At 63.0% G+C, this 14,503-nt stretch carries 11 protein-coding genes; 3 read left to right on the forward strand and 8 right to left on the reverse strand.

The window, feature by feature from the left end:
• The first annotated feature begins 11 nt into the window (after nt 1–11).
• Complete coding sequence (locus tag ACOEQ1_RS11320; RefSeq protein WP_419759352.1) at nt 12–1,229, forward strand: glycosyltransferase; 1,218 nt, start codon at nt 12–14, stop codon at nt 1,227–1,229.
• Nucleotides 1,230–1,686: 457 nt separating this feature from the next.
• Here ACOEQ1_RS11320 and ACOEQ1_RS11325 read toward each other — a convergent pair whose 3' ends face one another.
• Nucleotides 1,687–3,021, reverse strand: coding sequence for an oligosaccharide flippase family protein (locus ACOEQ1_RS11325; RefSeq protein WP_419759353.1), 1,335 nt, complete (start codon nt 3,019–3,021; stop codon nt 1,687–1,689).
• Nucleotides 3,022–3,438: 417 nt separating this feature from the next.
• Between ACOEQ1_RS11325 and glf the strand changes: the two genes are divergently transcribed.
• Nucleotides 3,439–4,641, forward strand: a complete 1,203-nt coding sequence (gene glf, locus ACOEQ1_RS11330; RefSeq protein ID WP_419759354.1) for a UDP-galactopyranose mutase — start codon at nt 3,439–3,441, stop codon at nt 4,639–4,641.
• 57 nt (nt 4,642–4,698) lie between these two features.
• Here glf and ACOEQ1_RS11335 read toward each other — a convergent pair whose 3' ends face one another.
• From ACOEQ1_RS11335 to ACOEQ1_RS11345, 3 genes are all read right to left on the reverse strand, one after another.
• A complete protein-coding gene (locus ACOEQ1_RS11335) occupies nt 4,699–5,100 on the reverse strand; it encodes a helix-turn-helix transcriptional regulator (RefSeq protein WP_419759355.1) in 402 nt (133 codons plus the stop codon).
• Nucleotides 5,101–5,330: 230 nt separating this feature from the next.
• Entirely contained in the window at nt 5,331–6,623 is a 1,293-nt protein-coding gene (locus tag ACOEQ1_RS11340) for a hypothetical protein (protein ID WP_419759356.1), read from the reverse strand.
• Between the two features lie 29 nt (nt 6,624–6,652).
• A complete protein-coding gene (locus ACOEQ1_RS11345; RefSeq protein ID WP_419759357.1) occupies nt 6,653–8,023 on the reverse strand; it encodes an exopolysaccharide biosynthesis polyprenyl glycosylphosphotransferase in 1,371 nt (456 codons plus the stop codon).
• Nucleotides 8,024–8,953: 930 nt separating this feature from the next.
• Here ACOEQ1_RS11345 and ACOEQ1_RS11350 point away from each other — a divergent pair.
• Nucleotides 8,954–10,315, forward strand: a complete 1,362-nt coding sequence (locus tag ACOEQ1_RS11350; protein ID WP_419759358.1) for an outer membrane beta-barrel protein — start codon at nt 8,954–8,956, stop codon at nt 10,313–10,315.
• A 189-nt stretch (nt 10,316–10,504) separates the two neighbouring features.
• On the opposite strand, the gene ACOEQ1_RS11355 is transcribed toward ACOEQ1_RS11350, so the two are convergent.
• From ACOEQ1_RS11355 to ACOEQ1_RS11370, 4 genes are all read right to left on the reverse strand, one after another.
• On the reverse strand, nt 10,505–11,107 hold the full coding sequence (locus ACOEQ1_RS11355) for a polysaccharide biosynthesis/export family protein (RefSeq protein ID WP_419759359.1): 603 nt from the start codon (nt 11,105–11,107) through the stop codon (nt 10,505–10,507).
• Between the two features lie 64 nt (nt 11,108–11,171).
• On the reverse strand, nt 11,172–11,945 hold the full coding sequence (locus ACOEQ1_RS11360) for a transglycosylase SLT domain-containing protein (protein WP_419759360.1): 774 nt from the start codon (nt 11,943–11,945) through the stop codon (nt 11,172–11,174).
• On the reverse strand, nt 11,945–13,036 hold the full coding sequence (locus ACOEQ1_RS11365) for a glycosyltransferase family 4 protein (RefSeq protein WP_419759361.1): 1,092 nt from the start codon (nt 13,034–13,036) through the stop codon (nt 11,945–11,947). Before ACOEQ1_RS11365 ends, ACOEQ1_RS11360 begins: the two co-directional genes overlap by 1 nt.
• Nucleotides 13,033–14,499: a hypothetical protein gene (locus ACOEQ1_RS11370; protein ID WP_419759362.1), complete on the reverse strand. Its 1,467-nt coding sequence runs from the start codon at nt 14,497–14,499 to the stop codon at nt 13,033–13,035. Before ACOEQ1_RS11370 ends, ACOEQ1_RS11365 begins: the two co-directional genes overlap by 4 nt.
• Between the last annotated feature and the right edge of the window lie 4 nt (nt 14,500–14,503).

The following is a 14,503-nucleotide window of genomic DNA, read 5'->3' on the forward strand; positions in this document are numbered from 1 at the left end:
AGGATTTCGAAATGTCGTGTGTCGAGGCAGAGCCTGTTGATCTTGTGCCCGGGCCTCTCGCCACCGTGAGCGCCTCCGTCAGACAAGAATATGCGCCGTCCCGTTTGCGTGGGAAGCGGGTCGCGATCGTTCATGACTGGCTCGAAACCTTCGCAGGTTCGGAAAGTGTGCTCGAGCAACTGCTGCTTTGCTTCCCGGACGCCGACATCTTCGCGGTCGTGGATTTCCTGAAGCCGGAGGATCGGCAGTTTTTGCAGGGACGGCCGGTCAAGACGTCGTTCATTCAACGTCTGCCCGGTGCGAAGCGTATGTTCCGCAGCTATCTCGGGCTGATGCCGCTGGCGGTCGAGCAGTTCGACATGTCCGGTTACGACGTTATCATTTCCAGCAACCACGCGGTTGCGAAGGGCGTGGTGACAGGACCGGACCAGATCCACATCAGCTACGTCCATTCGCCGATGCGTTATATCTGGGATCTGCAACACCAGTATCTGAAGCAGTCGGGCCTCAACTGGGGCTTGAAGGCGCTGTATATCCGCTGGCTGTTCGGGCGGCTTCGGCAATGGGACGTGTCAACCGCCCAGCATGTCGACTACTTCATCGCCAACTCCGGCTATATCGGACGCCGTCTCAAGAAGGCCTATGGCCGGGATGCGACCATCATCCACCCGCCGGTCGATCTCGACCGTTTTGGCCTGGGCTCCAAGAAGGATGACTTCTACCTGCTCCCGGGACGCCTCGTGCCCTACAAGCGCGCGGACCTCATCGTCGAGAGCTTCCGCATGCAGCCGGACCGCAAGCTGATCGTGGTCGGTGACGGACCGGAAGCCGCTCGCGTGCGCGCAGCCGCCGGTGGTGCGCCGAACATCGAGTTCCGTGGCAAAGTCGCAAAATCCGAGCTTATCGATCTTATGCAGCGCGCGCGCGCGGCGCTGTTCGCCGCCGAAGAGGATTTCGGCATTACGATGGTGGAAGCGCAAGCGTGCGGCACGCCTGTGATCGCGTTCGGTCGCGGCGGTGTCACGGACATTATCGATGCTGAAGGCGCCTCTCCGACCGGTGTTCTGTTCGATCGCCAGGAGGTGGACTCCGTGCTGGACGCGCTGTCGCGCTTCGACCGCATTCGTCAGACGATCACCCCGGACGCTTGCCGGATCAACGCGCTGCGGTTCTCGCGGTCTCGGTTCCGCACAGAGATCCGCAACTTCGTCGAGATCGCGCTCGGCTGAAGCCGCGCCGTGCGGAGGCGCCCCGACTGGGGCGCCTCCGACCCCATCTTCCAGGCTCAATCCATATCACTAGACGCTAGCCATACAAAGGCAGGCCGGCTGCAGGAAACTGCAGCCGGTTAAAGGCGCGCGCCTTAGAGCGCTTGGCCACTCCGCCAGATCAAACCCAGCCCGGCCACCGCCTCCCTTACCCGCTCGGATGCTGCGCGGCGGCTGCTTGGCGTTACTATCTAGCAACGTAGCCGCGCGAGCGGCTGGGGGTGGTCAGCTTGAACCCAGCCCGACAAGCGGCTGGGGGTCGTCAGCTTGAACGCACCCCCTGGTGAGCGGCTGGGGGTGGTCAGCTTGAACGCACAACCTAATGAGCGGCTTGGGGTGGTCGGCTCGAACGCACCCCCTGGTGAGCGGCTGGGGGTCGTCAGCTCGAACGTAGCTTCTGGTGAGGGGCTGGGGGTCGTCAGCTTGAACGAAGCCTGACGACCAGGCTTCCGAAAACATCCACAACCTGCCGAGGCGTCTTCGTCACCGCACGGAACGCATTGGTCGTGAACACGCGCTCATTCCTGTACAGGAAGATTAAAAACGCCGCGCAGTGGATGGCTTCCGTGAGGATAAGGGCGATGGCGGCGCCCGGCGCTCCCAGGGCGCGACAGAACACCGCCAGCAGCACAAGATAGATCGCCGTGCAGACCAGCGTGATCCGGGAAACCGCGCGATTCCAGCCCAGGGGAATGAGGAACTGGCGAGAGAGCGTCCCCGCCACGCCGGTCAGCAGCGGCAAGGCCGAAAGCCAGCGCAGGACCTCCGCCGATTCACTGAAGCGCGGGCCGAGGACCAGCGTGACGATCGGGACGGCGCCGAAGAAGAAGACTACGGTGAGCAGCAGGGCGAACATGATCTGGACCGCCAGGAACGGCCCGGCGACACGGGCCGCCGCTTCACGCGAGCGGGCCATGAGGGCGTTGACCCGCGGATACATGACCATGCTGAGCGGCACGATGAGCGCCATGACGATGCGGGCGATGCGGTCGGCGCCGGCGAAGAGGCCGACTGCCGTGGCACCTGAGGCGAAGGTGAGAAATAGCGGCGCCGCGGTGGAGTAGGCGATCCAACTGCTCTGCGACAGGAAGTAGTGCCGGTAGTCCCAGATCTGACGGGCCGCGGCGCCGATGTGCAGCTGCGGTTTGCCCATGTCGAGGACCCTGCAGGCTATGAAGAACCCCGCAAGGCCGCCGGCGATCGAACCAACACCCTGCAAGGCGCAGGCGATCCAGGTGTCGGCAGGTCCATGCACCAGAACGAAGGTCAGGACAACGCCGAGGGCGCGTCCGCCAACCGAGTACAACGTAAACAGCGCCATCCGCTCGAGGCCCTGCATAAGCCAGTCGACGCTGAAGACCGCGCCGACGATGTTCAAAATCCCCGGCAGCAGGAGGTAGATCGGGCTCGGCACCCGATGCAGGCCGATGACCGCGATGAGCACCAAGGTCGCGCCAAGAGACAGCAGGGCCTTGGCGGCCATAGTCTGCCAGAAGATGCGCCGGATCGTCGCGATGTCGCCATTGGCCTGAGCGATGTCACGGGTCGAGCCGAGCGAGAAGCCCCAGTCGATGACCAGGAAAAGGTAGGCGTTGATGCTGATCACGAAGGCCAGCACGCCGTAATCCGCCACGCCGAGCATGCGTGTGAGGTATGGCACGTTGATCAGGGCCAGGATGTAGCCGCTCGCCTGGAAGACGGTCGTAGACGCAAGATTCCGGAGGAACCCTTTCGCGGAAGACGGATCAGGCATCATTACCTCGTGGAATGGCTCTAGGAGCCTCGCCATGAACGGCTGGGTCGCCATTCGCACCGTCGAAGGCTATAGGAGCGTCAAGTTCGGCTAAGAAGTACCTCATTGGAGCGGTTCTCTCAGCTGAATAGGTGAGAGAACGGGCGAAACCGGCGCCGTTCTCTCTGCCGCGGGACGGCACCAGACGACAGCCTCGCGCACCGAAAGGCCGCCGTTGCCGCTCCCAGGAAAACTGCGCCGTCTATCCGAGTAAAATGAGGTCGTGATGCAAGGAATCGCCGGAACTCCGATAGGTTCGATGGAGCCCGGCGTAGCGCGGGGCGATGGACGAAAAATACTCGTCTTTTTTGACGACCCGTGCTTCGTAGGCCCGCCTGAACAGAAGTCACCTCAACTTGTTCCGTGGAGTGAATGCCTATGCTCGATCTGATCCGCGACTGCGACGTAGTGATCGTCGGTTCCGGCTTTTCAGGCGCCGTCATCGCCGAACGCTGCAGTTCCGAGCTCGGTCTCCGCAGTGTCATCATCGAACGCCGGTCACATGCCGGCGGCAACTCCTATTCGGAGCCCGACCCCGACACCGGCATCGAGGTCCACAAGTACGGCGCCCACCTTTTCCACACCGGCAACAAGGATGTGTGGAACTACATCAACCGTTTTACGAGCTTCACCGACTACAAGCATCGCGTGCTGTCGGTGCATCGCGACCAGGTTTTCGCGATGCCGATCAACCTGCTCACGATCTGCCAGTTTTTTGGCAAGTACATGACGCCTGCCGAAGCCCGGGCCCTGATCGAGGGGCAGCGTGCGGAGATGGCGGGCCGCGCCCCCCGCAATCTTGAAGAAAAGGCCATATCGCTGATCGGCCGGCCGCTCTACGAGGCCTTCATTCGCGGCTACACCATCAAGCAGTGGCAGACGGACCCGCGCGACCTGCCGGAGACGATCATAACCCGGCTGCCCGTTCGGTTGACCTTCGACACCCGCTACTTCGAGGATCGTCATGAAGGCCTACCCACAGATGGCTATGCCCGGATCTTCGACCGCATGCTGGCCAGCGACGACATCCAGGTCATGCTGGACACGGATTTCTTCACCCTCCGCGCCGAGATCGAGGCAATGGGTAAGTTGATCTTCTACAGCGGTCCCATCGACCGCTACTTCGACTACCGGTTTGGCGAGCTGGGATGGCGCACGGTCGACTTCGAACGAGAGGTTCTTGCCCAGAAGGATTTCCAGGGCGCTCCCGTCATCAACTATGCGGATGAGACCGTGCCCTTCACGCGCATTCTCGAATTCCGGCACATGCACCCGGAGCGGCAATACGCCGAGGACAAGACAGTCATCTTCCGGGAGTATTCGCGCTTCGCCGGCGCTCAGGACGAGCCCTATTACCCGATCGGCCGAGAGGGGGATAAGGATATGTATGAGAAATATCAGGCATTGGCGGATGCCGAGACCAAGGTGGTCTTCGGGGGCAGGCTCGGGACCTATCGCTATCTGGATATGCATCAGGCCATCGGCGCCGCCCTCTCGATCTTCGAGAGAGCGATCAAGCCCCGCTTCAATACCGCTGCAGGTCCTGTCGCCGCCGGGAGCACCAACCGCGCGCCGAGTTGACCCAATACTCGCGGTCGGGGCGCGCCTCTTCCTTGGCCTGAGCCCAGGAGGCGGCGCTCAGCCGATGCTGGTGCGCCCGTCCCCGTCGACAGGCCGGCCCCATGAGGCCACGTCATGCGGCGGGAAGTCGCTCGCCGGAAGTTCCACCGCGTCTGGAACGCTAGCCGGCGAAGACTTGGCCAGACGCCGCATGGCCATCCCTTGTCCGAGGGATGCGGGCCGAGCGGAAGCCTCGGCCGGAATTGCGCGGGCATCCACCAGGTTCTGTGGCCCGACAAAACGATCGTAGTCAGCCTGCATCTTGAGCCAAAACTCGTCGCCGGTTTTGAACAGACGGCCGAGCATTCCGGCTGTGCTCGCCGAGATCGGTTTCTCGCGGGTCAGGATCGTGTAGAAGACCTGCAATGAGATGCCGAGAAGCCGGGCCACTTCCCCGTCGCTCCGCCCGGTTGCAGGCATGAGCACTTCATTAAGGAAGTCAGCGGGATGAGGCGGAGCGTTCATCACGTCTGAAACATCCTATAGATCCGATCCATCCAGGAAGGCTCGTAGTTACGCCTCGCTACACATGTCACAATCGTGCTCAAATTGCCACCTAAAAGTGACGAAGCCGCAACTTCGGCGTTAGATGATTTAAACGAGACAAATGGCCGCGCCAAGCAAGTATTGGCCAAGGACCCGACCGCCCGTCAGTTCAGCAATGCTATAATGACCGCGTGATCGGAGAGCGACAGCTGAACCCGGCTGGCGCCCTGGAGGGTTTCGAGGGGGTTGGTTCCCGCAGTGATATCGTAGGTTGCGACGGTGCGATGAACGCTGCCGAACGTGATTGTCACGGGGTCGGATCCATGCACCCGCTCGTCCCAGACGACCAGATCGAACTCCCCGTCGCTCTTTTGCAGCAGGAGGTCGTGAACTGTCGGCGGCTGGTTCTGCAGCGCGTAGCTAAGCCCGCCCGGGTGAGGAAGCGCCTTGTCATCCGCGAGGATCGTTGTGAGGTTATGGATGTCGACCGCCGCCGGTTTAGGCGTTTCGTCATGATAAAGGCCCTGGTGGCCTTGCCCGCCCTCTCCGTCGCGCAATTCATAGATGAAGGTATAGCGCCAGCCGCGCTTGAACTGAGCCAGGTAGGTATTGGTCAGCACCTTGCCTTGAACCGTTTCGCCTCCCGGATCGGAAACGGAATCCCATCCCGTTTCGGTAGTGACCTTCGGCACGCTAACCAGGCGTGCGATCTTGTATCCCTGGAAATGCCTGAACCAGGTTAGGCCGCAATTACCATACAGGCCGTCCCAGCGCCCGTTCAGGATGGGGTCCGCCGCACTCCACGCCTGGTTGTCGCCGTACCCTCCATGAACTCCGGAGACGTAGTTGTGGATGTTTACAGCATCGGAAAACCGGGTTCCTGGCGGGAATACCGTGCCGCCACCCGCAGGCACCGTCCGATACTGCAGGCCGACATCATCCGTCTCGGCCCCGGTCTCCGACACTCCGAAAACGGGATAGGGCGCCAGCAGCGGGCTGGCCTTCATGCTGGAGTACAAGGCCGCCTGGAAAGCTCCGACGGCGTACCAACTATGTCCCGAGCCTCCGCCCTGCTCGCCCTTGTAGGTGATGGGAAAGTTGTTGGGCTCATTGGGCCCTTCGACCGCCAGGAGTGCCCCCGCCTTCGCCAGAACCGCGGCTGAGGCGACGAGTCCTTCGAGATCACCGCCGCCGTTTATAACAAAATGGACCCCGGTCGCCTTTGCGATGGCAACCTCGCCGTCGGCGTGACGCTCACCATCCCGGACCTCGCGGATGCCGAGGTAGCGCAGCGGGTCGATATAGCTTGTCGAGTTGTAACCCTGATCGACATGGGTATTCACGCCGAGGGAATTCAGGAACGTCGCGGCACTGACCGACCGCGTGAACACGGGCCTCGTCTCGCCCGCGGCGCTGGCTCCCTCCGGCAGGAGAAGGAAGGCCAGCGCACAGACCAAGCGTCCGAGGCGTCTAAGGCGGACCACCCTCAATGGGCGCCAGTACGTCCCAACACAGCCGGGAGTGTCTTCAGAAGGACCGCGATGTCCAGCCACACCGTCCAGTTGTTGACGTACCAGACATCGAGCTGGACGCGGCGGGTGTACGAGGTGTTGCTCCGCCCGCTGACCTGCCACAGCCCTGTCACGCCGGGGCGCGTATTATAGTAGTGGGCGATGTCCTCTCCGTAGAAGCGCACTTCGCTCTCCACGATCGGGCGGGGCCCCACCAGGCTCATCTGCCGCAGTAGAACGTTGATCAGCTGAGGCAGCTCGTCGAGGCTCGTCTTGCGCAGGAACTTGCCGATGGACGTAACCCGCGGATCGTTTTTCAGCTTCTGCGTCGCATGCCATTCCGCGGCGAGGGCCGGATCGCGCTCCAGCGCTTCCTTCAGCATCTGGTCGCCGTTGATGACCATCGTGCGGAACTTCAGGCAGTAGAACGGCTTGCCGCCGATGCCAATGCGCCGATGAGCGAAGAACATCGGCCCACCGCTGCCGAGGTTCATCAGGGCGACGAGCAGGAACACGGGGCTCGACAAAAGGAGCAGGACGGCCGCGGCAGCAACGTCGATCACGCTCTTGAGGACCTGGGAGGCGTGCCGGGACATCCCGTCCCGGGCAGAGAGCATGACGACATCATGACTGAAGAAACGCGTCGCCTGCCAGCCGAACGCCGGGAATGCATGCGGCTCCGGTGCGATTGCGAAGGGAACGCGCTCCCGCAAGGCGCACTCGATCAACTGGCGCTGAAGCGCGCGGTCACCATCGAGCGCCAAAAGAATACGGTCGCCGTTAAAGCGCTCGAGCAGCGGCCAGAGGCGCGGACCCTCCTGCCGGACCACCAGAGCCTGCGGCTCGACCCGTCCGACTACGGCGTAACCGAGGCCGGGATCGGAGGCCAAGGCAGCCTCGACCGCGATGGCACCCTCGCCGCCGCCCACCAGGACGACGGAAAGCCGCCATGCACCGACCTGCACAAGGAGATACTTGGCGACGGCGTTTCCGATCGTTGCCATGATCGGGAAAAGCATCATGGTCAGCATGGCCGGCAGGCGAGCCAGGAAGTCGTGGTTCAAGCCGCCGACCAGGGCCTCGGCAAGAAATGCCCAGAAGCTCGCCCCGAACATGAGCTGCACTTCCGCCCAGAACGGGATGCGATCGGTGTAGCGACCCTTGATCGCGAGGTAGGTCACCGTTGCCCCGAAGAGAATCGCCACGTCGTGGAGGCCGTTCGTGGCGCTGGCCAGCCGCGCTCCTCCGGGCAGGAGATTGAAGCCGCTCAACACGAGCGCGGCGGCAAGCCCGACAGCAAAGAAGTCGGCGGCGAGGATGGAAACCATACAGGTGATGGGCGACACGCCCGGGGCCGGCTTTGACCGGGCATCCTGTCGCCTCGACCGAGCATCCTGCCGAACCGCCGCCATAGCTTCAGCAACGTCATGACTCTTCGGTACTGCCAACGCACTCTCCCAACGACAATCAACTGCGTGGGGAGATTTTTAGTTGCGCTGCACCACCGCGGAGATGTCGCAGTTCGGACGCACCCGGTTGAGTGAAAACGCTAATTTTTGCGCGTAACGGATGATGACTAAGCGCCCTTGGCAGTACTCCGGGAACGAGAAGATTAGAAACGAGGCGAATTTCGCCGTGTCCGGAAGGCAGTCGCAATACAACCGAACTAAGTCGGGCGATGAAAAGAGATCCTACTTTTCATCATTGCGGATCATGTTTTGCGCGTAACCGATCCTCCGGCTGATGTCGGAAAGTGCCAAGGCCCGATCATCCCTGCCTAGGTGGGCAGACCTCCCTATCAGGATTGATTCGGTGGCGGAGCTTCCACCCGTTGACCATCGATCAGGCAACCGGCCGCCCGCGGTTCTTGCTAGAATCCCTCTTTACCCGCTAGGGTTAGATGACTCGGGGGTAATCTTCAGACCTCGATGGACTGGCACTGAGGGCTGCTTGCTCAGTGCCACTTCCGGGTTGACGTGGGCTTAGGCGCTGCAGCAGAAGGTTGAGAGTATCGGGATGTCGCCACTCATGGGCCAGGGTAAACGGCTGATACCGTGCGCGGTCAGGGCATTGCCAACTTCAAAATCAAAAGGCACATTGAAATCAGTCATTTGCTCGTGTAGCTCGTGACCGTGGCTTCGCCTCGCATGGACCCTCGTTTTAGGGATCTTCGCGCCGGGGGAAGTTCGCGGGGGGGGCTGCCGCCCATACTTACGGACTTCAGGATGGCGAACCTGGACCATATTTGCAACGCCGGCGCTCGGACGGATCAGCCTTTGAGACAGACTCTGTCGCTACAGTTCGACCGCAGGTTGCGTGGAGGATGTCCCAATTGGAAATGGGCCCTCCTGTGTACGGCCGCGGTGCTGGCCTACGCCAGCCCGGCCAAGGCGCAGACAACCTCGAACGCTTATTTCCCGGTCGGCATCTCGGGCTACGATCAGGATTTGGGTGTGACGGTTCTGTCCCGTATCCGTTCGGGGTATCAGGAGCAGGGCGTCCAGCTCGGCTCCTTCACCGTTCGTCCGGACCTCGACCAGTCGATTTTCGATAATACGAACGTCAACGGCACCTCCGGTTCGGGCGGTGGCAGTTGGGGCTCCGACACCGCGGCCAGCATCTCGGCTGGCTCCGACTGGGATCGGAACAGCCTCAACGCGTCCGCCGGCGTCGACCGCACGCAGTTCTTCGCGCTTCCGAGCGAAAGCTACACCAATTGGAACGTCGGCCTCGGTGGGGGCTACACGATCGGCGACAGTGAGCTTACAGCCAGCTATTCCCATTCCAGCTACAATCAGCTCGGCACGACCATCGGTTTTCAGCAATCCTCAATCCCCGCGCTCGATACGACGGATACCGGGGAGCTTAGCTATAGCTTCAACTTGGGGCGGTTCGCAGTAACGCCGACGCTCGACCTCAGCGCCTATCGTTTCGGTCCTATCACGGCTGGTGGAACCAAGATCAGCCAGACCAATCTCAACCGAAACGTCATCGCCGGCGGCGTCGTCACACGATATGAACTGACCGGCGCGGCCGGCTTGTTGTTCGTAGCGCGCGGCACAAGCTCGGACTACATCGATCAGCAGCCGGGCCAGGTAAGCAATAACTCGAGCAGCGTACTGTTCCTGGCGGGGCTCGATTATCAGTCGGAAGCGATCTGGCGCTATAGTCTGCTCGTCGGTGTCGAGAGCACGCACTTCACAGCCTCGCAATACGGCACCTATACGGCACCCATCGTCTCAGCCGATGTCGTCTACACACCGACCGGCGTGCTGACAGTGACAGGCAGTGCAACCCGCAGCGTTCAGGACACGGATACCACGGGCGACAGCGGCTTCGTGCTCAGTCAGGTGAACCTCATCCTCGACTATGAGCTGCTGCGCAATGTCCTGCTCGAAGGTCGGGCTGGATTTCAGAATGCGGACTACATCCAGGGCAGCTCGCAGAACAACGAAACGGTCGGGGGTGGCGTGACGTGGCTGCTCAACCAGAACGTCCGGCTTTCGGTGAATGACGATTACACCAATCAGGCGTCGCCCGGCAGCAACGAGGGTAACTTCAACAACGAAGGCATCACCGGCCTAAGCGGCGCCTACACCCAGAACATACTGCTGCTCAGCCTGCATCTCGGCCTGTAAGCCCAGATCGGGTCGAGAGATCGGGTGTAGTGTGCGGGCGCTACGACTCGTAACCTAACAGCCGGCAGTGCACACGGAGCGCGCGACAACCCGCTAGCTATCAACTCATGTACGACAGGCTGGTTCCGCCGCGCGGCGGAACCAGCCTGCCGGAAACCGATCAAGCGGTTTCCGGCTGGCTTTAAATCCTCAGAAGTAACGCTCGTAGACCGTTACCACATCGCCCGGCTGGATTTCCTCGCCGCGCGGCGCACGCCCTTCGACGACGTGGCCGTCGGTCTTGCGCAGAACGGACACATATCCTGTTTGTGCGCGGTAGGTGAATCCACCGGCGATCGCCGCCAGGGTGAGTGCAGTCATCCCTGGCTCATACGGATACTGACCGGGCTTCTGTACTTCGCCGAGGATGAAGACCGGGCGATACTTGACCACCTCCACCGAAACGCTCGGGTTGAGAAGCAGCTTCTTGTCCACGAGCTCGCTCGAGATGGTTTGAGCAAGCTGATCAGCCGTCTCGTTGTTTGCGGGAACGTCGCCTAGCAAAGGTATGGAGACGAATCCGCGATCGCTGACGATGAACTCGCCAGTCAGCTGGGTCTGTCCAAAGACCACGACCCGCACCGTTTCCCCAGGCCCAAGCGTATACGGGGTAGCGGCGGTCTCGGGCAAAGGAGGCAGGCTTGAGCCAGGCTCGCAGGCCGAGAGCGAAAGACATGCGGCGAAAGCAATCGCCGCTGACCTTCGCCTCCGGGCGAAAAGAAGATTGCCGGTAAAGGTACGCAGAATTGTCATTACGACCACCGCTAGTGTGTAGGAACGATCACTCGACTGTAATCTGTTCGGTTTTCAAGACCTGTCAATGCTCATAACTCAGTAGAACCGGCGACTGCCGGATGCGCGAGCGGCGAAACCGGCTGAACCGCCGCGGCGGCGGCGCCAAAACGCTCAGTGTCACCTCGGGAGACAGGCTCGGAGCTGCGGCCGGATTTATGGCCGGCGGGTTGTCGAGCGTGGCGCCCCATGCTGCCTGCAGCATCGTCAGCATGGTCGGTTTCGGAGCGGCCGGCGCCATGGCGGGCGGCAATTTCCCGGTCAACGCCTCCTCGACCTTCTGTGCGTAGGGAATGGCAAGGGCTAGCGTTTGCGAATGATAGAGGCCTGCCGCCTTCTGCCAGTCCCCGGTCGCGCCGTGGAGCGACACCAGGAAGCGGGCCGCGTAATCCGCGTTCGCGCTGGGGTCGAAAGCCTCGTCCAGGTTCTGGAACGCGGCCGGGTGATACATCAGATTGATCTGCATGCATCCCACGTCGATGGAGAGGATGTTGCGCGCCTCAGCCGCCTGGACCCACGCTACCGCCTGCGCTTTCGTGTCGAAGTAGTAGCTCTGGTTCTGCGCCTGGACCGTCCAAGGCCATGGCACCACGCGATGCGTGACCGGGTCCAAGCGGCCAGACTCGACCTGACCGATGGCGAATAGCAAGCCATCGGGCACCACGTGGCGCTCCTGAGCCGCCTGGATGGCTTCGCCGCAGAAGCCGCCTCGATTGCCCTTGCCAGCCGCAGAGGCACCACCGGCGGCCGCCACGCTTGCGGCTGCCCCAAGGAATAGCCCGATCAGTAACCGCTTCATCACGATAGCCCCCGCACGACATCCCCAAGCTTCCGTGCGGAAGCCACCCAACTCAACGAACCGGCCCGCTGCGCGCCCCGTGCCCGCAGGTCTTCGGCAAGTCCAGGCTCATCCAGCAGGCGCTCGACGGCCAGCGTGACCGACTGCGGCACATCTGTATCGAAATAGAGGGCGCTGTCTCCGCAGACCTCCTCCACCGCGCCGCCGCGGGAGGCGATGACGGGGCAACCGCAGGCCATCGCCTCCACCGGAGGCAGGCCAAAGCCTTCGTAGCGGGACGGAAACAGCAGGCACGCGGCGTTCTCGTAAAGCGCGCGCAACTCCCCATCCGTGGTCCGGCCGAGTCGTCGCGCGGCCGACACGTCGCCGGTCGCCTGGAACACCTCCTTGTTGCCGCCGCCGGCGATCGCGATGACCATGCCCCGGCGCTCTAAGGCTTGCGCTACCTCGGACAAGGCCGCGAGGTTCTTGTGCGCCACGCGACTGCCGACGACGAGCATGTATTCTCCGGCGCGCAGGTTGTGGCGCGCGAGCGTCTCCGGGTCGGCAGGTGTGCGCAGGATGTGGTCGGCCCCTTCGTAGATGACGGAAATACGGGCAGGATCGATGCCGAGGCAAGTGGCGATGCGCTGTCGGGAGAATTCGGAGACGGTGGCGATCTGCGCCCCCGCCGTCGCCAGCCCGCGCTGCAGGCCCTTGTACCAGAGGCGGAACTTCCAGGAGTAGGAGCCGGGGGTGTCGAACACGCCGGCATCGTGGATCACCACCACCTGCCCGCGCCCCGCCAGCAGCGGCGCCGTGTTGCCGAGGCTCACCAGAACGCCGCCGCGCGCTGCCCGAGGCAGATCGAACTGCTCCCAGAGATGGCCATGCCTGTCGCCTACGGCGCGTTCGCTCAGGCGTCCGGAGGCACCGGCCGGCTTGGACGGCCGTTCTCCGTCAAGGTGGGGGGTCAGCAAGGATGTCTCCGGCCACTCGCCCTGCGCCATCAGCGCGTCGATGGCGCCGACGATCTCGGAGGAAAAGCGCTGCACGCCAGTGACGGGCTGCGAGAGAAAACGACCATTGACGAAGACTGGTCCCGTCATCATGCGAGCTGACCCCTCTGGGTTTCAGGGCTGTGGATGGGAGTCGACCGCGCTTCAGCCGGCCGCGCCTGGGCCGGCCGTGCCTGGGCCGGCCGCGCCTCACTGGCCATGCGCGCGGCCACGCCCGTGGCGCAGCCCAGCTGGAGAAAGAAGGCGAGCGAGCCGATCGTGGGCGACGACAGCAAGGCCGCGGCAAGCTGCCCGCAGATGGCCGCGATGAAGCCGTCGACGACGATGCGCCCAGGGTGGCCCGGCGCGCGCCGTCCCGCCGAGTTGACGAGCGCCGTCATGCGCCAGACGAGCCAGGCGACCATGGCGACGCCGAAGATGCCGGCGTTGGCGAGCAAGCTCGGGATCAGGCTGGAAGCGCGGAAGCTGCCCCAGCCGACGCCGAGGCCGTCCGTCTGACCCACGGTCGCGACCGCTGCGGCATCGAGCCCGCTCCGCTGCTCGTATGACTGGCTGTCGCCCTTCGACATGGTCGACGCGACGACCTGCTCCACCGAATTCTGCAACGAGGGCTTGAGGACGAAGATCGGCCCGATGATGACCGCCCCGGCGACCAGAATGGCGGCCGTCGTCCTCATCAGCCGTCCGACGGCGGCGGTGTCGCCGCGCAGGGCCGCGAAGATCATCACCAGCGGGATGCCGGCGGCCAGTGTCGCCAAACCCGTGGTCGAAGTCGAACAGAGCATGGCCAGAATGGCGAGGCCGAGCAGGAGCTTCACCCGCATGATGCGATAGCCCTGGGCGTTCAGCCAAAGACAGCAGAAGAACAGGCCAGAGAGATAGAAGGCGAGCGCCGCGGGTTCCGAGAAGGTGCCCTGGATGCGGGGAACCGGCCCGATCGACTGCTTGACGATCGCCCAGCTTGGGTTGGACTGGATCACCTCGGTCGGGAACCAGACGCCGGCGACGCGATAGGCGAACTGCCAGAAGGCCAGCCCGACCGCGAGGTAGCCACCCACCAGGTAGGCCTTGAGCAGGGAACGATAGGGAATCGCCACGCGGGTGACCACGAGGGCCGCGCAGGTCGCGACGATGACGTTCAGTGCCAGGTAGAGGGACTGGGTCACGTTGCCGGAGGTGAAGGCCAGCGGCACGTAGCCGGGATCGATGAGGTCGGGCCGTTGCGGCCAGACCATCACGCGGCCCTCGAAAGCCTGCGGCAGCACGAAGATCGACAGCAGCGCGTAGCCGAGCAGGGCAAAGAGCGGCGTCAGTGCCCAGAACACGCGTCCCTCGCCCGGGTAGCGCATGCCGACGGCGTATTGCGCGACCACATACATCACGAAGAGGAGGCCGGGGACCATCGCCGGCTGCAGCCCGAAGCTGCCGCCCAGAACCAGGGCGGCTCCCGCTTCGAAGATCGCGGCGACGATCGCAAGCTGCAGCAGCCGGATGGGGTTGCCAGCCCAGAACAGGCTGAGCGGCAACAGGATCAGGCCAAGAACGGTGACACTCATGAGG

The sequence above is a fragment of the Acidisoma sp. genome (assembly GCF_965199065.1).
Taxonomy (GTDB): Bacteria; Pseudomonadota; Alphaproteobacteria; order Acetobacterales; family Acetobacteraceae; genus Acidisoma.

Bases quoted from the DNA above. Each gene is read 5' to 3' on its own strand.
- ACOEQ1_RS11320 (WP_419759352.1), top strand. From the start codon at position 12: ATGTCGTGTGTCGAGGCAGAGCCTGTTGATCTTGTGCCCGGGCCTCTC.
- ACOEQ1_RS11355 (WP_419759359.1), bottom strand. From the start codon at position 11,107: ATGACAATTCTGCGTACCTTTACCGGCAATCTTCTTTTCGCCCGGAGG.
- ACOEQ1_RS11365 (WP_419759361.1), bottom strand. From the start codon at position 13,036: ATGATGACGGGACCAGTCTTCGTCAATGGTCGTTTTCTCTCGCAGCCC.
- ACOEQ1_RS11360 (WP_419759360.1), bottom strand. From the start codon at position 11,945: ATGAAGCGGTTACTGATCGGGCTATTCCTTGGGGCAGCCGCAAGCGTG.
- ACOEQ1_RS11370 (WP_419759362.1), bottom strand. From the start codon at position 14,499: ATGAGTGTCACCGTTCTTGGCCTGATCCTGTTGCCGCTCAGCCTGTTC.
- ACOEQ1_RS11335 (WP_419759355.1), bottom strand. From the start codon at position 5,100: ATGCCTGCAACCGGGCGGAGCGACGGGGAAGTGGCCCGGCTTCTCGGC.
- glf (WP_419759354.1), top strand. From the start codon at position 3,439: ATGCTCGATCTGATCCGCGACTGCGACGTAGTGATCGTCGGTTCCGGC.
- ACOEQ1_RS11325 (WP_419759353.1), bottom strand. From the start codon at position 3,021: ATGCCTGATCCGTCTTCCGCGAAAGGGTTCCTCCGGAATCTTGCGTCT.